This window comes from Agrobacterium sp. LY4 (genome assembly GCF_001526585.1).
In the GTDB taxonomy this organism is placed as follows: domain Bacteria; phylum Pseudomonadota; class Alphaproteobacteria; order Rhizobiales; family Rhizobiaceae; genus Agrobacterium; species Agrobacterium leguminum.
Genome location: NZ_ASYA01000019.1, coordinates 39,191 through 58,860 on the forward strand (window position 1 = coordinate 39,191; position 19,670 = coordinate 58,860).

The following is a 19,670-nucleotide window of genomic DNA, read 5'->3' on the forward strand; positions in this document are numbered from 1 at the left end:
TGATGTCACCTGGGGGGATGCGCTCTCCGTAATTAGCTTCCGATGACCATTTCTCCCAGGCCGGATCGTGTATTTGCGAGAAAACAGAACGCGCCAAGGCAGACGAAACAGCACAAGTCAAGGCGGCCGGCACAACTCGCGGTCCTGCCTTCAGGATGATAGACGCCCGTGCCGGCGATCTGTTTTTCCTAGTCTTCGATCTCGCGATCTCAGGGGGAGAGGTAGTTTACGATGGCCCCGAGGAATCCGGGATCAAACTGTTGCCAACGGGCATGTTCAAGTTCTCGATTTTCGTGATTGTAAGTTGCAGGACCGCTCGATTTCACAATAGACTGAGAATGTTGTTGGAGGATCACCAGTTGAAGCTTTCGAAGGCCCGCGTCACGGATTATCGCAGTGTAAAAGATTCAGGCTGGATCGATTTCGAACAGTCGAAGACAATCATGGTCGGCCCAAATGAAGCGGGAAAGTCGGCGGTTCTCCGCGCACTGCAACAAATTAACGCACCAATTGGCACAGCCAAATTCGACGTTTTACGAGACTATCCTCGAAAAGATTACAACGATATTACGACGAAAAAGGTGGACCCGGCAAAAACGGTCGTGGTCGTCGCTCACTTCACCCTCGATGCTGACGACAAAGCTTCGATTGATGAAGACTTTCGACAGACGACTTACGTATTTACCAGGTACCTAGACAATTCGTCGACCCACACCTTCGAAGGTGGCCCCGAGCGTCCCACCACAGAAGGCATCGCCAAGGACTTGCAACGACTGGCCGCACATATAGATTCGCGTCAGAAGGACGATGAGGAGAAATCCAGCAAGCTCTTGGAGGTGGCGCTGGCCAAATGGTCTGGCGGAAACTATTGGCTACAGGGAGATGTCGCTACGGCGATATCGACTTGGTTGACAAAACATCTGCCGCTCATCGACGAAGCTAACGAAACCGAAGAAGCGCGGTACGACAAGCTCCTGAAGTTGACAAAGTTCGCGGCGCGACGGGACGCTGCTCTTCAAACCCTTATGAAGGCGATCCCAGTTTTTGTGCTGTTTTCAAACTACTATCGAGTTCGGCCGCTCATTCATCTCGATCATCTGGCTACACGTATCGAACAGAAATTACTTGATGATGATCAGTATGACTATGGAAACGAGTGCCTGCTAAAACTGCTCGGTTTTACAGCGCGCGAGCTTTCCAAGCTCGGACGAGCGCCTGAACCAGGTGCTGCAGATCAAGATGCACTGAAGAAATATCGAGACCAACTCGATCAACGATCCTACCAACTGAACGCCGCAAGCGTCAGGTTGACGTCGGAAATTGTGAACATATGGAATCCAAATCCGGATAGAGCCGAGGCCAACCGACTGAGGATCACCGCGGACGGCCAATACCTAAAGGTTGTCGTTGAAGACGAGTTGGGCGTCGAGATCGAGCTGGATCAACGTTCAGAAGGCTTCCAATGGCTAGTATCGTTTTTCGTAGTGTTTTTCTCGGAGACTGCAGGGAAGCATGCCAATGCGATCCTGCTCCTTGACGAACCGGGAATGAGTTTGCACGCGCTCAAACAGCGCGACTTCCGCGAGACAATTTCGAGATTGGCGGAGGCGAACCAGACTGTCTACACCACTCACTCGCCGTTTCTCGTTGGCCCGGATGAGCTTGATCTGGTTCGGGTCATTGAGATGAAAGATCGACGAACCGGAACCAAAGCCCATACGACTATTACCGCCGCCGACCCCGCTGCACTCCTACCTCTGCAGGAAGCCTTGGGTTACGATCTCGCACAGAGCCTCTTCGCCCAGCAACGCAACCTCATACTCGAAGGCCTAACCGACTTCTGGTACATTGAGGCGACGGCTGAGATGCTACGGCAGGACAGTATTGTCGACCTGAATTCCAAGATTGCGCTCGTACCTGCCAATACGGCCAGTAAGGTAGTTTACTTCGCAACTATCTTGGTTGCCCATAATCTGAAAGTTGCGGCGCTCCTCGATTCTGATAATGCAGGTGATCAAGCCGCGAAGCAGGATGTCCTCGTTCATAGATTGGGCGCGAAACGAATCTTACGCACCACGGACTTCACGGTTCCTCCGGTTCCTAAGGCCGAGATTGAAGACTTGCTCCGCGATACGCTTATCGGGATAGCATCGTCAGACCTCGGGATCGATATTTCGGCGGAGGCTACCGCATCGCCGACCACTCCCGTAATCGACCTATTGACGAGGAAGGGAGGGACAAATTTTTCGAAATATAAATTGGCTAAAGCCTACGTAAAATGGACCAGAGATCACTCATCGACTGATCTAAGCGAGGCCGAGCGGAATGGTTGGTCGAAGCTGATTAACGCGATTAACGCGGCATTGAAGTAAGTTTATCTTCACGAGACATCGCAAAATCAGCGAATAGAAAATCGCGTGAGCGGGGTTTGCTCCGCTTCCTCCATCACTCTCGCGTCTTCGCGTTCTGCCGCTCCGTGTCCGCTAGGGGCAACTTCTGCCTCATCGCTATTTAGCTGAAAAGGGGCTGGCCTTGTGGAGTGCACCCCGTTTCATCGGACAGGTCAGTGAATAGCCCCGGGTTTCGTAGACACCCTCGGGTTAGATTTTCTACTGCTTCTCGGACTCGACGGGCGACAGCATGGCCTTTGCTCCTGATAGCAAAAAAATCAAGAATTCGACGAAAAAAATCTCCAATTTTAATAAAACGCCGGTGAAATCCGGGCATCTTCCCTTTCGCAGTCAACGGTGACTGCGGAAAAACGGAGCAAGCCATTGAAATATTTGGCAACGACCTGCCTTGTAAGCGAGGTTTCTAAACCTCGCCAAAAGCCCCACGTCTTGGAATTCATTGCTACGAACACATTCGTGTTCTCGCCCGAGACCCTGATTGACGTTCAACGCGGAATCCTTAGGACGTCGAGAACGAATCCTCAGAAAGCCGCTGAGCTTCGCGAATGGCTTTCCTCTGTCAGTAGCAGTTGGCCTCTTGTATCCGGCCGAGAGCAGGAGAAGGCAAAATTAGTCGCGGCCATGCTTGAGTGCCGTGAACTGAAGAATATTTGGCTCCCTCAACCGCGGGCAACACATCCTAGTTTCGGATACCATGTGTCAATCGCAGCGGCGGCGATTACATACGAGCTTCCGCTTGCAGGCTTCGGGATCGATACCTTCCTGCAAATTGATCGCTATTTCAGCCTACCCGGCATATTCGACCTAAAAGACGAGAGCTGGCGATCTGCTGCAAGCGAATGCCGCACGGTCGATTGGAAACAGGTCAGCATGCAGCTTCATAAGTCTCCCGATGGTCGGCAGGCACATGGAAGGCGGGCGGCCTAACGAAGCCGATAGGTCGCCCGAACCACTTCAACACTCAACATCCAATCAGCAGTCATTCACAGTGATTGCTAATCTTCAAGGCGGGCATTGCGTAAAACGCTTTGTCTGCCTTGAGAAGAGTTATGGCCGGCAAACCTTAATAAAACACCGGCGAACCTCCTCCCAGAAGTGGCTCCTGTATTCTCTGTGAAGTTAATCAAATAAGATGTGCCATGCAAAAGCCAGCGCGATAGCGCGATATTTGGAATCAGTTTAGCCGTTTGAGGGAGGATTTACGTGAGCGACGGACTTCATCTTCAATTGCAAGCAATCGTCTACAAGAGCCCGCTGCTCTCTTCGATCCTTAACAAATGGGATGAGATTGCTCTGCCTGATTCCTGGCTTGTCGCTGGTGCCGTAACCCAAACGGTTTGGAACCACGTTTTTGGCTTCTCACCCGTTTATGGCATTCAAGACGTCGACATTGTCTATTTCGACGCCGACGATCTTTCGGAAGCCTCGGAGACCAACCACTCTGCCCGTATCCGAGCCGCATTTCCTGACTTGCCATTCTGGATAGATGTGAAAAATCAGGCCAGAGTGCACTCTTGGTATGAGACCAAGTTTGGACACTCGATTAAGCCGTATACCTCGACAGCCCAGGCCATAACCACTTTTCCGACAACGGCAGCAGCTGTGGGACTCCGACCTGGCCATACTAAATTGGAACTGTACACTCCCTACGGACTTTCTGACTTACTGAGTGCCATCGTCCGCCCGAACAAAAAGCAGATTACGCGCGAAATATACGAAACGAAGGTCGATCGCTGGATCAAATTATGGCCCGAGCTCGCAATCGTCGGCTGGGATCAATAAATGTGGCAAGCAGGCTTCCACACAGCCTGTCCGATTAAAGCAACACTTGTTTTTCCGGCTTTTGCTGTGCCTGAGGGTAAATAATTTTGAGACGCCCGCAATCTCTGCTGCTAAGCAGACGATGACCGCTGGTGCGCTTGGTCGCAAAATTGTAAACGGCAGGCCGTCAGCACTGCGACGCTTTCGCTTCGGTGGCATTTATTACACAATTTCACGATTACCCCCCAGAGCGCATCCATGGAAACCTCTCTCTATCAACCTGTGAAAGCCTTTCTCGAAAAGGCTGGCTATGTGGTCAAAGGAGAGGTCGGCAGTTGTGATCTCGTCGGTCTAAGTGAAGATGATCCGCCCGTCGTCGTGATTTGCGAACTGAAACTGGCTTTTAATCTCGAGCTGATACTTCAGGCGGTTGATCGGGGATCGATCTCTGACGAAGTCTGGATCGCAGCGAAAATGTCTGTCCGAGGGAAAGGACGCGATACCGATAAGCGTTACCGAGACCTTTGTCGTCGCCTGGGGATTGGAATGCTTGGGGTATCGGAAGGCGGTGATGTCAACATCATCGTGAGTTCGGTTTCTCCAATGCCACGAACAAATCCCAAACGACGGTCGCGACTTATACGCGAACATCAGAAACGCAAAGGTGATCCAGTGCTTGGTGGCAGCACGCGTACACCACTCATGACGGCGTACCGCCAGCAAGCACTTGGATGTGCGAAAGCCTTGACCCAAGGACCACTACGCGTCCGCGATGTGAAGCTGGGCTTCCCCGATGCGGGCAAAATACTACTCTCAAATGTATATGGCTGGTTTGAGAGGCTTGACCGAGGGGTCTATGGTCTGACCGACGCGGGACGCGAAGCATTGATGCGCTGGTCTATATGAGTGACGAATTAATCGCCGTTGGCGCGATCAGAGCCTGCCTCTCTACTACGCAAATCTTTGGGTGGTCGGTATGCTCTCAAGAAAAGGACGGACTGAGGCCGATGATATCCAAGGAGGTAACGGTGTTTCACTGGTTTCTTCGTTTTCTGGCGGTTTTAGGATTTTCTATCAGCTCAGCCATTGCGGCGGATGCCGACGTAGTCAGGACTTTCCACGACGCAATCCATACGGGCAAAGTGGAATCCGTTCGAACAATGCTTGCGGCCGAACCTGGCCTGGCGACGTCTAGGGATGAATATGGTTTCCAGCCCGTACACCTGCTCGACACGTATCCCGATGAGGAAGTGCTCGACCTTCTGCTTGCGAATGGAGCAGACATCAATGCCGCGAACGACGAGGGCGTCACCATTCTCCACATTGTCACCGATCCGGATGCTGTCCCGCTCCTTATCGGACGAGGCGCAAATATCGAAGCTCGCGACAAAAGAGGATGGACCCCGTTGATTATGCAGGCAAACAACCAGCAAAATGGGCCGGACGTCGTGGCCGCTCTTCTTGCTCACGGCGCTGATCCGAATGCTGAAGGGCACAATGGTGAAACTGCTCTTTCCTTCGCAAGGGAAACTGGCGATGGATCGTTTATCGAGGTCCTGACCGCTAACGGCGCGGCGAAGTGACGACGGTTTCAGCTTCGATACTCCTACGCAAGCTGCAAGGTTGCTTCCCGGCCCCAAAGCAGTCATCGTAGCGTTTTCGCCATAAGCGGATTAGGTTGGTGCGCATCCACCATTTCCCAACCGATTTTGAGATAGAAACTTACCGCGTCGGGCGCTGCGTGAACCACTAACTTTACGGCACCCTGAGCCATAGCAAGACTCTCGACGGCTGTCATCATGCTTCGGCCGATACCTTGGCGCTGCCGATTCGCGACAATCGCCACAGTGCGCACAACACCACTTCCGCCGCCAGAAAGATCAAGACGAACTGCACCAAGAACGTCCTCCCCTTCGACAAATATCAGCGGGAAATGATTTGGCTTGCGGTCATCAGGATGTTGATCATCATACCCCGTCAATCTGCGCAGATCGAAAAGTACATGGCGTCTGATCTTATGATACGCGGCCCATTCAGTTTGAGTCGAGACCTGCACGAGTTTCATACCACCGCCCCCTGTCAATTAATCGAAGCTATAATTCCTCGATATCTCCCGGTTTCAGCGGCCCTTCCTTATCCAGGATATCATCTAGGGATTTGCCTCCAGTTTGCCTGAACGACACCTCAAACCTGCCATTGGGAGCAACAATATATTGCGACGACGTCCGTGCCGCTTCAAGTAGACTCGACAGGTCGGCAGATGCCTCATCGATGGTCCAGTTTCGTGACATCGTCCCCTTCCTCCAATTATCGACTATGATATTTTTCAACCCAATTTTTACCAAAAACCGGCACATGCCGATTACGACCCTTGGTGCTTTCACCTACATCCGAGGGTTTCGAAATGGCAGACCTCATTTTTCTGATGGATACGAACATCCTGAGCAATGCCGGTTTGCAACGACCTCCGCCAGGGTTACGTGCCTGGATGAGAGCCATGGGAGCAGATTCACTCGCCATCTCGTTCCCCGCTATAGCAGAGTTGAGACGGGGTGCCCATCTAGCCTCGAGGCACGATCCACAAAAAGCAATACGGCTCCACAATTGGATCGATGACATCCTCTCCGTGAGCTTCCAGTTCGCCGAACTCACGTCCAAAGCCGCTGATCTCTATGCCGAAATGACGACCGTCGGACCGCTCCGCCATCTCTATTTACCAAGCCCTGAGCAGAAGAAGGAAAAGATCGGACACGATCTTCTGTTCGCGGCCCTGTCGATCACCCATCAGATGCCGATCGCGTCGTTTAACGTGAAAGACTTCGTGCTGATCGACAGGTACTTTCCGTTGCCGGGCGTTTTTCATCCTGTGGAAACTCAGTGGTACGTTCCCTGCAAGTTTATGCCGCCCGCTGACCATAAAGGAATAACGCCACCATCATTGCCCGAGTTCGTATCCGGCGGTTTTGGTTTTATGAGATAGACCAACGCCCTTGTCTCCTAAGGCAGCTCTAATCGTGTCAGCCGACAAACTGCCCTGCTGCAAAAGACCGGTATGAAGATCGAGAAGCGCATCTCTATGTTCTTCGAGCAGAGACTTTGCGCGCCTAAACTCTGACTGCAATGTTGCCTCAACGGACTTTCCGAGCCCCTTGCGTCGATGACGGTACGCCGACAATTCACGCGAACTATCACTTGGCTCGACAGACAGTGTCTTGCCGAGCCCCCACTTGATCTCCATCATGGTCGCTAGATCAGTCGCACGGTTGAGGTCTGCCGAGGGATCACCGCCGGCTCCATTTCCGAATTCGCCGAACAGCAATTCTTCGGCTGCAATGCCGCCAAGCAGGGTGGCAACCTTGTTTCGCAAGTACTCCGACGTCTTCCGACTGAATAACCGTTCTTCGAACTCGGTGTGCCCCAGAGATTGAGACGATCTGCCGACTTGAATGTTTCTCTGAATGGAAACCGATACCAGTGGGTCAGCCTCGAGCAGAACACCGAGAATAGCGTGCCCAAGTTCGTGTGCGGCGACACAACGCTGCACCGCCATTGGGACTGGGATGAGCCGTGGTAGGACGTCCATAAGATCAGCAACGGCCATTCGACGCTTTGCTCGTCGCGCGTTACGTCGGGCATCGCGGATACACCGTTCGATATCCGCTCCCGACCAGCCTTCGCTCAAGGAAACAATCCTATCGAGATTTTCGTCGCTGAGGTCTCTCCGGAGATAGAAACGGAAGATATCTCTGCGTGCTACATCATCTGGAAGCGGAATGATGAAATGGCGTTCCAGGCGGCCCGCCCGAAGAAGCGCCGGATCAATAATGTCCGGATAATTCGTCGCACCGATGACGATCACGCCTTCATGCGACTGTGCTCCGTCCAACAGTTCCAGAAGCGCGTTGACTACTTGCCGATGGTAGTTGTCGTTGCTACTGCCGGTCCGATCATCACGGCTGGTAAAACTGTCGAACTCGTCAATCAACAGGATCGAAGGTGCCTGTCTCGCGGCTTCGGAGAACGCTTTCCGCATAGCTTTGAGCATATCACCGAGATGACCGGTTGCCTGCCAACGGGCTGCGGAACCCAATACCAGGGGCACGCCGCAGGTCTTCGCCAACGCAGCCGCGTATGACGTCTTACCCGATCCAGGAAGACCAGACAGCAGAAGGCCGCGGTCGACATCGTCCCAGGCGATGACACCCGCCTTCCATGCCGCAATATCTTCGGCAAGTTCGAGACCCCAAGCTTTAGCTTCACCATATCCAGACAGGTCCTGTAGGGTTGGTCCCGCCGACGAGGAGTCAGGGAAACGTTTTCCTTTTTCGATATGAGGATGGCGACGGAGACGCTCGATACTGGCGGCCACGGATCGTCCGCGCCGCCAACCGAGTTCGACACTCTTCGTAGATTGGCTTGCGAGAAACTCAGCGTCCCCTCTCGTGATCTTCCCGAAACCCATTCTCTGCGCCGCAATGCGGTAGTCGTTCGGCGTCGGCAATTGCAAACGGACAACGATATCAGCAGCAATGCGCACTTCACGCGAAAGGAGGTCTTCGTCTTGAAGGAGAATAATGGCTCGCTTGAGTTCCCTGAGTTTCCGGAACCCCGCGAACTCATCGGCAAGCTCAGCCTCTTCAGCTACGAAGAGGACGTAGTTGTTGCCGTGTTCACCACCGATCGGGACAGTCCCTTCGAGCAGATACTTCGCCGCCATCTTGTAGGCATGGACATCCGCTTTCGGCGGCATAACGAAAGCTGCCACGAAGGATGATCGCTTTTTCAGAAATTGTCGGATCGACCTCGACATTGCGATGATCGCCAGGTGAGTCGGCAAGGTCAGTTGGTATTTGGAGCTGTGAAACGGATCACGAGTTGCGAGAAGGTTATCGCTATAAGACTGCATGGGATGCCTCGAAACACGGAGAATAATGGTGGCACTGACGGGACGGTCAGGGCCGTATTCTCCGCACAATCGTCTCGGGGCCGAGTAATTCCGTGTCGAGGTCGACTTCAACGAAACCGTGCAAGATCATCTGGGCCAGTCCAGCAACTGGCTTGGTTTCGGTAAAAACCGTAAGGCACTCGGCCACTGTCAGGTTGCCGTGCTCGTCTAGGGTTGCAAGCACCCGCAGGCGGTCTCCCAGTGCCAAACCGTGGCTGCCGTACGAAAGCAGGTCCTTTGCATTCTGAAGACGTGGACCCTCGTAGACTTCATCGGCGAGCAGACGGCGATAACGCAAGCCTGCCCTCTCGGCGACGGCGGCAATTCCGTCGGCGTCGAACGGCAACACCCTGTCAGGACTGTCGAAAAGCATCTTGCCACCGTCATTGTTCAAGATGCCAAAATCGGGGACGTGGGCTACGCCGCCACAGTCCAGGGAAACAGGCATACAGTGCCACGAAACAACGTCAGGATTGACATCCAGCAGGCACGCGGTGTCGCGCGCCACCTGAGAACGAAAAATGGATGGGCCGTCGCACTTGATAGTGGCGGCCGGAGAAAATGTACGGATGGATGCAGAATGACGGCTTGCGCGAACCGATCTCGCGCGCTGTGCGATACCCATTTTGAAAAACCTCACACTAAACATGGTTGATAGTCGCCGCGAAGGTCACGGCGACGTGGGATCAACCTATTCGTATGAGGCGGGTAAGATTTTTCATGCACGAACAATTAGTGAACAAAAATCCAAAGGTCAATACATACCTCAAGATTTTATCAGACTGAAAATTGCTATTGGAAAAGCTGCAGGATCGTGGATGGTTGGGAATTGGCGAGGTGTAATCCATTGATCGCCAGTTGCTGCTGCGTCTCCAGCGCCCTCAGCTTCACCGCAGTGACCTCCATGTCGGCGTCTACCAGCCGCCCGACGCCCCGTGTCGCGGAGTCGATCCGCTTCCTGTTGTTTTCGTCATACAGGTCGAGTGCCGACTGAACCGACCCGACATAGGCCATCTTGGACGTCAGCTGTTGGATTTTGCTGTCGATGTTGGCAACGAGGTTGCTGTATAGGCCCTGCCTGTCCGACCCGAAACGGACGACGTGGTTCTCGATCGACTGGAGGATATAGGTGGGACTGACCGCATAGGCCTCCGGGTCGCCCGTGACGGGGTTCGAGACCGGGATGTTGTACCAGTAGATCGCGGCGGGAGTGAACGATCCCGGCGCGTCAATGATATCGCTGCCGTCGAACAGCATCTTTTCCGGGTTGAACTCACCTGGATATGTGGTTGGGTAGCTGCCGAAGTCGTCGTTCAGAAGCAGGGTGTCCATGGCACTGACATCCATCGTCTGTACCTTGCCGCCCGCGTATCCGACGACGAAGGAGAACACCTGTTTGCTGGCGTCAACGTCTTCGTTCTTCCCGTGGTAGATCATGTTCACGCCGGCGAACGAAGCCGACAGTATCGCCGCCCTGGCCTGATCCTGGAGCTGCTGTATCTGCACATTGATCTTGTAGACGTCCGACTTGGCGTATTCCGGGTCGAGGCTGAATGCCGGCTTGATGGCGTCTTCCATGCCGGGCTGCGGCATGTCGCTGGCGGTGATCGCAAGGTTCCTGATCTCGACGAAGGATTGTCTCACGGTTTCCATCGCCGCATATGCGGTATCGACGATCCCCATCGCCAGCCCGATACTGTCGGTGACGGCCTCCATCGCATCAACGTCAGAGCGCATCGATGTCGAGATCGACCAATAGGCGGCGTTATCGGACGCCGTTGAGACCCGGAGGCCCGATGACATCTGTTGCGATGCACTGGAGAGCTGTGCGCCGATCCCGCGAAGCGTACTCAACGCCGTCATCGCCAAACCGTTTGTCAGGATACTGGTCATTCAAAATCCGATGTCCGCAATCTGTAGCAACGAAGCCATATGCGGCTTCACCGACAGATTTCGGACATCGGCGTTAAAACCGCGGCAAATTGAGAGGGTAAAAATACCCTGTCTCAAAGATTTTCTGCCGACGGATTTTATTTCGATAGGCCAAAATGCGCCCTGCGTTTCCGACCCTTAAAGTTTACCGTTTTATGTCGAGATAATTCAGTCTGGTACCAGACAGAAAACGCTTACCTCATGACGCTTTTAAAAACGCACGGAGTTAGCGAGGAAACGGTCTATTTTCGAAAGGCCTATCTACTGACGACCGCGATCACCTACTCTTTTTCGGCTTTGAAGGAAGAAGTCCGTCGCGCTGCATCTGCTTACGGGCGAGCTTTCTCTGACGGCCGACTGCTTCAGCCTTTTCCCGCGCTTTCTTGATCGATGGTTTCTCAAAAGCTTCACGAAGACGCATTTCGCGGAAAATGCCTTCGCGCTGAAGCTTCTTCTTGAGAATGCGCAGCGCCTGATCGACGTTGTTGTCGCGTACTAAAACCTGCATTTTGATCCTCTGGAGGTGAAAATGGTGCGCTACCATACTCAATTTTTCATTGAATCCAAGATCGACGATCTCCCTATGATAGGCCCCTGACAGAAAGATCAGCCTTCCGTGTCAGGTTATGGGCCAACGCAGCACCGTGCAGCTATCGGTCAGTCTTCTGGTTAATGCAAAAAAGTCTCGACACCCCGCGCATGGGGCAGAGATCGTGTTTTTGATCCTGAAACGATCAAACCAAAACAGATATCCCTAAACCTGCGCCGGAAAGGATTGTGCGCAATGAACTTGCGGCTGGGTTTTACGAATGGCACGCTTAAATTGTGCGAATCACCACCAACACGGAGGAAAGCAACATGGCGCATAAGTTTGAAATTTATAAAGATAAGGCTGGCGAATTCCGCGTTCGCTTCAAATACAACAGTGAAGTGATCTTTGCGACCGAAGGCTACTCCTCCAAAGCGAGTGCGCAGAACGCAATCGCCTCGATCAAGAAATATGGTCCGGACGCGCCTACCGAAGACAATAGCTAAGGCTTTAAAGCGGCCCGCCCAGTTGGGTGCGCCGCTTTTTCTCAAAAAGACACAAAGGCCCCACTCCAGTCGGTCCACTCATTTCTGGAGAGACGACTTCTCTGCGGCAAAGGCCAACTGCGGAAAGTGGCGACCGGTCAATTGGGATCATAACTGCCGAGGGGAATGTCCCCACCTCCGCTATACATTAGTTATGATTCATAATGTTAAATAGCAAGAATAAAAGCCCTACGACATGGGCATCACGTGATCTGATTGGTGCCGACGTCACCGGAGGTATACGCTACGACCTCACCGACTTGAGCCGATATTGATGACGGCGGACGAACCGACCTGAACAAAAGAATACTCGACCGCACCTCGCTTCCACAAAGCCGTTGTACTTTCGATCGCGTCATTCTTGTCGAGATTATCCGGTGCACCAAGCCTCTCCGATAACGCATCCAGGAAACCGGCAGGCCTTGGCGTGGAATATGCGCATGCTTTGTGTCCGTTCGGACCAGTAGCAAGCCAAAAAGACAATGACTCGGCTCCGCCTGCCTTCTCTTGCCGCCAGCCCACAACGTCCACCGAACCGCCATTATGGGCGACGAAGCTACGACGCCACTCCTCTGTTTCCGCATCGGTCAGCCGCGGCCAGCCAAGTTCATCACCCTTGGTCATCGCGGTCTGCACGGTGGGCGCTTCACAGATAGTGAGAAGGCGCTCCGCCGTCATGTCCGCCGGCATCGCCGTGGCCACCCCGAAACTCAAAAATGCAGCGCAGAAGCTGCCAATGGTCGATATCTCAAGATACCGAAGCGGACTTGCTCGCTCTGCGCTCCTCATTTTCTTCTCCGGTTCATCATCGTCCATGGGATCAGACCGCCGCGTCCGAAAGTAAACGTTGCGGGATGGATGCAGCCAGTTGAGGATCATGCCCCGGCGTTCACACCGGGCGCAACAGGCTTCCTGTCGTTCGCAAACGCTCTTCCAGCAATTCCATAAGCTGCTCCTCGCGAATACGACCCTGCCCCAAGCCGAGCTTCATTGCCAACTCGCGCCAACCATATGTCGGACGGACCTGGGGTGCGCCATAGGCATCAGCGAACCATGCAAGAGCGACTGCATACCCGTATCCGTATTCCATCTCGACCGAGCCGCCGACAGATACCCAGATATCGGCACCGATGAAAATCGGCGTCCTGAAATCGCCACCGACTACCATCGACGAGTCTTCCCTGGACGCGAAAACCCAATCCCCGACGACGGCATCTCCGGTGACGAAGATAATGCTGGCCCAGTCATTGTCGATGCTGCCACAGTTCAGATCGCCAAAGACAACGAGGGTAACATGGCCATCGCCCCCTTCGATGCATGTTGAGACTTTGCCGCTGACATGCAGGTTTCCGTCGATCACAGTGATCCATGAAGACGGGACGAAATCCCCGTCAATCGTGAGATCGCCGCGATGAATGCACGCGTCCGCGGTTTCGTTTTGGGGGCCTCCGGGAACCAGATGAAACCTCGACAGGGCCTCGGCCACGGCGGGGTCGGGAAGCTTCCTCGACCTCTGGGTTACAAATTCCTGCCACTCTGCTGATGTTACGCTGTTCAAGGGCAGCCACTCTCCTCTTTTCGCCGGATATGCCTGAACGGCAACATGCCGCTGGCTTTGACCGAAGCGGACCCTAAAAGGCTGATGTAAACATGTCCAGCAGGGGTGGTTTGCGCATGAACGGCTTCCTGGAGTACCTCTGGGGAAGCGGGCTGTTCGGACGGGAAACAATGATTGAAAGACTTCTACCAGTTTTGCGCCTGTTGTCGGTCGTCATCGCGCTGCTTTGCGCGGCAGATACGCCCGCTTTTGCAGAATCTCGTTACGTCACCGCAGGCACAACGGAACAGCCTGCCGACTTGGGTAAGGTCGAAGGCGTCCTAACTTTTGAGGGACGAACTGGTGAAGGGTCGCTAAAGGACGCATGGTTCGCCTTCACGCTTGCGAATGCTGCCCGCGTCAGGATCGCGGTAGACCAACCAGATGTCACATTCGATCTGCGCGTGGTTGGCAGCCGGGGCGTCGATGGCGTTCTGATCAGTACCGCCTTCTCCCGTGAACCCAGCATCGAGTATGTGGATGCGGGGACGTATCTGTTGCGTACCTATACGGACGCCCCCTCAAGCTACACCATCACCATAGAGGCAAACTGACATAGGCACGGATGGGCCGTTGGCCTGTGCGACCTGATGATTTTATTTCTGCCAACGATAGGTGCGAGGTCGTTCCATGAAGTCCATGGCTGTTACATCATACGAATTGAAATGGGCTTTTGTCTTATGCGCCGCGCCTGTTGCGCTCTGCTTATGGGTTGCGATTGGCGTCGAGAATTCTGCCGCGTTCTGGCAAATAACTGCCGTCCCCATTCTCGGACACGCGATCATATCGTTTGCCGTTATCGGCCCCCCATATCGGTGATCGCGATTTGGGGACGCAAGCCGATCATTCAATCGATCTTCGTCGCTTATTACATCGTTCTTCTTGGGATCGCAGATTTCCAACCGAGGCCATTGGAAGACGCCTCATTCGGCGATCAATTCGTCAATGTTTTTCGAGCGGCCTATTACAGCTTGTTGGTTCTCTTTTTATTGGCTCTATTCGCCGCCATAGCGAGGAGGCGGGAAGAGAGGAGTGCAATGAAGCCAATCATTCTCGTTGTGTTCATTGTTCTTTCGGCTACGCTCGCACTCGCATTGCCACAGATGCTCTAAATCCCGGGGGAATCGGGCAGGCCACCTCAGCTTCACGCCAACCGGCGTATCCCCCGAAGAACCGTTCGAGGATGAACGTTGTACTTTCGAGCAACCTCCCGCACGGATGCACCGGCGTTCAGCACAGTAAGGATTTCCCTGCATTGCATTTCGGTCAGCGCAGGACGTCGCCCAGGCAATTTACCTCGTGCCTTCGCGGCAGCTATGCCAGCGATGGTCCGCTCCCGGATCAGCGACTTCTCGAATTCGGCAAGAGCCGCGAGAATGTGGAATATCAACTGACCGCCCGCCGACGACGTATCTATGCTTTCAGTCAGGGATACGAAGCCGACCCCACGGCGCTTCAGAGTTTCGACCATGGAAATCAGATGGGTGATCGACCTTCCGAGACGATCAAGCCTCCAGACGACCAGAATATCGCCGCGCCGAAGCACCTTCAGCATCGAAGACAGGCCACCTCTTTGCTGGTGACTTCCTGAAACGCCGTGGTCTTCGAATACACGTTCGCACCCCGCCAAACAAAGGGCGTTTCTCTGCAAATCAAGATGTTGGTCGGTCGTCGAAACACGCGCGTAACCGATCCTCGCCATGGTACCGATGAAACCTCTCATTTCACTCGCCTGCTATCACGACTTGACAGAAACGAACGGTTTCGCGGGAGGGGCATTCAGTCTCTCGTTCAAGTCTTGAATTCAACAATGAGAGGCAGTTACGCGTAGAACGACAACCCCCGGTCCGTCGTGACAAAACCGTTCGTTTTTGTCCGTTTGGGCGGACGCCTATTGAGGCCAAATGTCCCATTTCCCGATCTGGCGAGACGACTGACAGATGCGTGGCTGGAGAATTCAGGCGGGCTATCGGTCTCACCAGATGCCATCTGGCGTTCCGTGAAAGGCCTCCTGAAAGTCAACATGGCATTGATCGTCGTTGACATGGTGAATGCGCCACCCAATTGGCATATGGACTTCATCCAACGATATGGGATTCCGACCAGCCTGATCGACGCCAAAGGCCTTCAAAACGCCGGTGGTCTCCGTGACTTCTCGAGGGTTCCCCTCCTCGAACAGCACATCGTCGGGGTTTGCCAAAAAGCGATTAGCGATGGACGGCCGACTATCGGCAAAATCGATCACGTCATTCAGGATGCTAGAGTTGTTGCGAGTGGCATCGTCGTACCCGATCCAACAGCGAAAAAGACATGGTGCGTCATTCTCGGTGAGGTCCATTCTATCTCGGCCGTAGTCCGCGACGCTCGTTTTGATGACATCGATCTGTCTATCGTTCAATTGCTACGCGAAGGATTGTCCGCACGTGAAATCGGTCACGTTATCGAACTCTCCCCACGAACCGTGGAGCACCGCATTGAGAGGATGAAAGCACGCGCCGACGTAAAGTCGATAGTTCCATTGTTGATCGCCAAAAACTAGACGTGGCTTCGTAAGCTTATCGTCGCGTCAATTGTCATTCTGCATCTGTGGTTGGGGACTCGACCGCCGGTTAAGATGAGGGATTACCATTGCCGTATCTACCAGCAGACGACGTCTGCCCAAAGCCGCCAGGGCAGCTCCTGGTGGATCAGTCACATGGCTGGCGACAGACGGTAAATGCCGTAGCTGCTCCCCTCAAACTTAATCCTCGCATAAAGGCTCAGTACAACCATCGCGGGGCCATCGCTGCCGGTAACCGCTGACACATCAATCGTATGGCCGTCACCGAGCATCGTCGAGAGCGACATGGCACCCACGGCAGTCAAAAGCGTCCGCGCGACTTCCAGCTCGAAATGACCTTCGGTCATAAGCTCGTAGCGCTGCAGGCCTTCCGCGCTGATCATCTGTTCCGGATACATCGCGAGTTCACTTGTCACGCAAATTTTGCTGTGTGTGGCAGTGCGGAGAGCAATTGGGCCACCGACCTCAAAGCCGATAATCGCGCCCAAAGCCTCAGGATCGAACTCGACGTCAGCTTTTTGTTCGATGGTTTGAAAAAGCGTTTCATAGAAGGGGTTTTGATTACGAAAATCAATCATCTGAACAGTTTACCTGCGTGCCGGCACAAAATCGATAGTTCCGCTGTTGACTACGAGACCGCAGACCTAACCTCTTATGCGTTTATTCAAAATAGGAAATATCCGGTCCTGTATCCGGGACGCAGGCGGCTAATGTAACCCATCCGGCCGCATTGGATCAGCGTCTAAAGTTTCAAGGGGAAGAACCCGTCCGATCGTATTCAGATACGCGATTATGTCACCGAAGAGATGATCACGAGGCCCGAAGTCCTCCAAAATGTCATGTACACGATCAGACACCTCTTTGTCATCCGGCGGATCAGCCAATGAGTATCCGACGGTGCCAAGCGCATAAATGCCGCAGCTCACCTCGATTAACCTGTCTACCAACTCGGCGGCAGGGTTTCTATCCATGGTCGTCTCTTGTGATAAAATGCAACGTAGCATAGACAATACAACAGGCCAAGAAAAGACCGATTTGTCGCTGTGTGCGCCTTCTCAGACATCTTGCGAAGATGATGTTTCTGTCACGGGTTGGTGAGAACGCAATCAATGGTCCGTCGAAAATCGAAGACCCTGCATCACGCAGAGTCTTCGACAAACCCTCACAGTTTCGGTGCGGGCGCAGCGCTGCTCGTGTTCTTCGCCCTCGCAGCGTCGATTCTTTTCCGCGCATCCTGATTATCGGTCTCGAAGTCACTGACCAGATCGAGATGGTTCATCATGCCCATGTCGAGTTCGTTGGCGAGACCGGTCTGGTCGCCTCGGACTGTAAACTCGATATACAGACCACAAAAGCTCGCACTCTTCTTCGCTTTCCCGGCAGTCTGGTCATTAAGGCCCACAGGGAAATCGCTAGTACCTATACAGCTGAGCGATGACTTCAGTTTCTCCGCAGGCAAATCGACAGAGTTGAATTTCCATGCTGCCCAGATGGCGGTGTCGTCTTTGTTCACATAGGAAGGTTCGCCATATTTCTGCACGGCCGCCGCATAAACCGCATCCATAGATGGACGTTCGGACGGCCTGAATTTCAGCTCCCGACGTGCTGCAAACAGCTTGTTTCCGCTTCCCATGCCAGTGAACGCGAACTGCATGCGTTCGTGTTCCATGTCGTCCGGCCGGCTAAGATCGTTGTAAAGGGTTCGTCCGTTTGCCACCCATTCGGTGCCTTCCGGGAGTTTCCAGTTGGTGAAGCGATACTCGCCTTCCGGACGCAGTGCCTTGTAGTTGGCGACGACCTGATCGGCATTCATGCCAAGCGCCATTCCGTTGATGTCGAATTCGGCAGCATGAGAAGTTGCCATCGCCGCGCTAAAAAGCAGGGCCGATAAAATGATGTTTTTCATTTGATGCTCCAGAAGAAATGCAGATTTCGCGGTTATCGACGACCAGTCCAGGCCTGCCACATGCTGCCGAGGACGAGCAGTCCAAGTGCGACGCTATCGCTTCCGAAGGACAACCCGCCCGACATCGAAAACTGACGCGCGGCCGCTGAGCCCAGCATCTGCGACATTTGCCTGTTCGCATTGTTCATCTCGTTCACGCCGTTCAGCAGTGTCGCTATGACGTAAATCGTAATGCCGACGGCAATTGCCAGGGTCGCGAGTTCTATGATTCGTCGGTGCGGTCGCAACTGAGGTGCAAACCGACCGCAAATGCCGGTGAAAAAGGCCAACGGCAGAAGGTATGCGATGCCGCCAAGAAGGTGAGGTGAAGGAAGCGTCAGGCCTCCGCTGAAACCCATGACTTTCAGATTGGCTATCGGAAGAGAAATTGCCGCGACCGAAAGCGCGGCCAGTACTGCCGAAAATACGATCTTCTTCTTATCCGCGGACGGAATTTGGTTTTCATGCGTGTATGTCAAAGCCAGCCCCTATGTAGGTAGATATTACGACGGGGCCTAAATCGCCCCGGGGCGGACAATCGGGGAGTTGTCTTACCGACGAGAGAATTTCAGAGGGGGAATCTACCCTGTCAAGGAATTCAAGACTTCGTTTCATGGCGCATCGTCAACAGCCCGCTGACAGTGCAGGGTAAAAATACCCTGTGCTACATTCCAGAATCCGACTATTGGCAGACATCAATTTATGGATTTCATATTTTCGACAATGGCCAAAGAGACACCGTTCAGTGCGGTTACGCGCACGATGATAGACAACTGGCTCCAAACCAGCCCCAAAAATGCCGCAAGACCGGAGACGGTCTACAACGATATCCTCGGCCATCTTTCGACCAAGATGCGACTGACCCTGTTCACCGTAACAAGCGACAATCCCAAGAAATGGCACATGAAAGCCATCAGGCATTCCGGGTTCACGTCTCGTATTCTGAATATCAACAAGATTTTTGCCGACTGCTACGTCGAGGATTTTAAAGACCAGAAATACATGGAGGATGCGGTTATTCCGAGACTACGCCAGGTCATGGAATCGCAGAAGCCATCCATGGAGCTGGTGAAAACACGACTATTCGGTGTGAACCTCGGCTATGATCGTATCCTTATCCCGCAGAAGAACATCGGCAGACCGCAATGGGTTATCTCATCGTCATATGCCCAATTCCTGCTTAGCCCACCTCAACAACACGAGAAGCTGGATGTCGCTGACGAAGCCATTGTTCAGTTGCTGATCGAAGGCGCGACGTCGAAGGAAATCGCGGAAACTCTTACAGTGTTTCCGCGGACGGTAGAACATCGAATCGAGCGTTTGAAGATTAGATGCGGAGCGCGAAATACCGTGCATTTAATTGCTATGCTGGTCACCGCTCAGGCCGAAAAGATGGTGAACTCGACAGCTGGATGATTCTCGAGAGGTTTCTTGATGATATGGAT

21 protein-coding genes are annotated in these 19,670 nt (G+C 53.5%); 10 read left to right on the forward strand and 11 right to left on the reverse strand.

The window, feature by feature from the left end:
* Positions 1–359 precede the first annotated feature (359 nt).
* The 5 genes from L904_RS16750 to L904_RS16770 all read left to right on the forward strand — a co-directional run bounded on the left by L904_RS16750 (position 360) and on the right by L904_RS16770 (position 5,755).
* Complete coding sequence (locus tag L904_RS16750; RefSeq protein ID WP_035263860.1) at positions 360–2,372, forward strand: AAA family ATPase; 2,013 nt, start codon at positions 360–362, stop codon at positions 2,370–2,372.
* Positions 2,373–2,774: 402 nt separating this feature from the next.
* Positions 2,775–3,338 (forward strand): hypothetical protein, encoded by a 564-nt coding sequence (locus tag L904_RS16755; RefSeq protein ID WP_059762603.1) that lies wholly within the window; start codon positions 2,775–2,777, stop codon positions 3,336–3,338.
* A 276-nt stretch (positions 3,339–3,614) separates the two neighbouring features.
* Positions 3,615–4,193: a nucleotidyltransferase family protein gene (locus L904_RS16760; protein ID WP_035263821.1), complete on the forward strand. Its 579-nt coding sequence runs from the start codon at positions 3,615–3,617 to the stop codon at positions 4,191–4,193.
* A gap of 237 nt (positions 4,194–4,430) precedes the next feature.
* On the forward strand, positions 4,431–5,078 hold the full coding sequence (locus L904_RS16765; protein WP_059762606.1) for a DUF2161 domain-containing phosphodiesterase: 648 nt from the start codon (positions 4,431–4,433) through the stop codon (positions 5,076–5,078).
* Positions 5,079–5,179: 101 nt separating this feature from the next.
* Positions 5,180–5,755, forward strand: a complete 576-nt coding sequence (locus tag L904_RS16770; RefSeq protein ID WP_051671918.1) for an ankyrin repeat domain-containing protein — start codon at positions 5,180–5,182, stop codon at positions 5,753–5,755.
* A 62-nt stretch (positions 5,756–5,817) separates the two neighbouring features.
* Here L904_RS16770 and L904_RS16775 read toward each other — a convergent pair whose 3' ends face one another.
* Positions 5,818–6,237: a GNAT family N-acetyltransferase gene (locus L904_RS16775; RefSeq protein ID WP_051671911.1), complete on the reverse strand. Its 420-nt coding sequence runs from the start codon at positions 6,235–6,237 to the stop codon at positions 5,818–5,820.
* Between the two features lie 339 nt (positions 6,238–6,576).
* Here L904_RS16775 and L904_RS16785 point away from each other — a divergent pair, with 339 nt between their 5' ends.
* The gene (locus L904_RS16785; protein WP_035263829.1) at positions 6,577–7,152 is read left to right on the forward strand and encodes a type II toxin-antitoxin system VapC family toxin; all 576 of its coding nucleotides are present in this window, start codon (positions 6,577–6,579) and stop codon (positions 7,150–7,152) included.
* Here L904_RS16785 and L904_RS16790 read toward each other — a convergent pair.
* From L904_RS16790 to rpsU, 4 genes are all read right to left on the reverse strand, one after another.
* On the reverse strand, positions 7,108–9,078 hold the full coding sequence (locus L904_RS16790) for an AAA family ATPase (RefSeq protein ID WP_035263832.1): 1,971 nt from the start codon (positions 9,076–9,078) through the stop codon (positions 7,108–7,110). The two genes, L904_RS16785 and L904_RS16790, sit on opposite strands and share 45 nt — an antisense overlap.
* A gap of 46 nt (positions 9,079–9,124) precedes the next feature.
* Entirely contained in the window at positions 9,125–9,742 is a 618-nt protein-coding gene (locus L904_RS16795; RefSeq protein WP_035263864.1) for a hypothetical protein, read from the reverse strand.
* A 167-nt stretch (positions 9,743–9,909) separates the two neighbouring features.
* Positions 9,910–11,010, reverse strand: a complete 1,101-nt coding sequence (locus tag L904_RS16800) for a flagellin (protein WP_035263834.1) — start codon at positions 11,008–11,010, stop codon at positions 9,910–9,912.
* A 316-nt stretch (positions 11,011–11,326) separates the two neighbouring features.
* Complete coding sequence (rpsU, locus tag L904_RS16805; protein ID WP_035263866.1) at positions 11,327–11,557, reverse strand: 30S ribosomal protein S21; 231 nt, start codon at positions 11,555–11,557, stop codon at positions 11,327–11,329.
* A 350-nt stretch (positions 11,558–11,907) separates the two neighbouring features.
* Between rpsU and L904_RS27125 the strand changes: the two genes are divergently transcribed.
* Positions 11,908–12,084: a YegP family protein gene (locus L904_RS27125; protein ID WP_080707349.1), complete on the forward strand. Its 177-nt coding sequence runs from the start codon at positions 11,908–11,910 to the stop codon at positions 12,082–12,084.
* A gap of 291 nt (positions 12,085–12,375) precedes the next feature.
* On the opposite strand, the gene L904_RS16810 is transcribed toward L904_RS27125, so the two are convergent.
* Positions 12,376–12,939, reverse strand: a complete 564-nt coding sequence (locus L904_RS16810; protein ID WP_035263868.1) for a hypothetical protein — start codon at positions 12,937–12,939, stop codon at positions 12,376–12,378.
* 73 nt (positions 12,940–13,012) lie between these two features.
* Positions 13,013–13,681 (reverse strand): hypothetical protein, encoded by a 669-nt coding sequence (locus L904_RS16815; protein WP_035263836.1) that lies wholly within the window; start codon positions 13,679–13,681, stop codon positions 13,013–13,015.
* 116 nt (positions 13,682–13,797) lie between these two features.
* Here L904_RS16815 and L904_RS16820 point away from each other — a divergent pair, with 116 nt between their 5' ends.
* Complete coding sequence (locus L904_RS16820) at positions 13,798–14,274, forward strand: PPC domain-containing protein (protein WP_035263838.1); 477 nt, start codon at positions 13,798–13,800, stop codon at positions 14,272–14,274.
* A gap of 590 nt (positions 14,275–14,864) precedes the next feature.
* Here the strand turns inward: L904_RS16820 and L904_RS16830 are convergent.
* The gene (locus L904_RS16830) at positions 14,865–15,443 is read right to left on the reverse strand and encodes a recombinase family protein (protein WP_080707350.1); all 579 of its coding nucleotides are present in this window, start codon (positions 15,441–15,443) and stop codon (positions 14,865–14,867) included.
* 300 nt (positions 15,444–15,743) lie between these two features.
* Here L904_RS16830 and L904_RS16835 point away from each other — a divergent pair, with 300 nt between their 5' ends.
* The gene (locus L904_RS16835) at positions 15,744–16,259 is read left to right on the forward strand and encodes an AsnC family protein (protein ID WP_051671912.1); all 516 of its coding nucleotides are present in this window, start codon (positions 15,744–15,746) and stop codon (positions 16,257–16,259) included.
* 152 nt (positions 16,260–16,411) lie between these two features.
* Here the strand turns inward: L904_RS16835 and L904_RS16840 are convergent, their stop codons facing one another.
* The 3 genes from L904_RS16840 to L904_RS16855 all read right to left on the reverse strand — a co-directional run bounded on the left by L904_RS16840 (position 16,412) and on the right by L904_RS16855 (position 18,704).
* Positions 16,412–16,858, reverse strand: a complete 447-nt coding sequence (locus tag L904_RS16840) for a hypothetical protein (protein ID WP_035263842.1) — start codon at positions 16,856–16,858, stop codon at positions 16,412–16,414.
* Between the two features lie 584 nt (positions 16,859–17,442).
* On the reverse strand, positions 17,443–18,186 hold the full coding sequence (locus L904_RS16850; RefSeq protein ID WP_035263844.1) for a hypothetical protein: 744 nt from the start codon (positions 18,184–18,186) through the stop codon (positions 17,443–17,445).
* A gap of 32 nt (positions 18,187–18,218) precedes the next feature.
* Positions 18,219–18,704 carry a hypothetical protein gene (locus L904_RS16855; RefSeq protein WP_155272899.1) on the reverse strand — a complete coding sequence of 162 codons (486 nt, stop codon included), beginning with the start codon at positions 18,702–18,704 and terminating at the stop codon, positions 18,219–18,221.
* Between the two features lie 244 nt (positions 18,705–18,948).
* Here L904_RS16855 and L904_RS16860 point away from each other — a divergent pair, with 244 nt between their 5' ends.
* Positions 18,949–19,641 carry a LuxR C-terminal-related transcriptional regulator gene (locus L904_RS16860; protein WP_051671919.1) on the forward strand — a complete coding sequence of 231 codons (693 nt, stop codon included), beginning with the start codon at positions 18,949–18,951 and terminating at the stop codon, positions 19,639–19,641.
* The last annotated feature ends 29 nt before the right edge of the window (positions 19,642–19,670 follow it).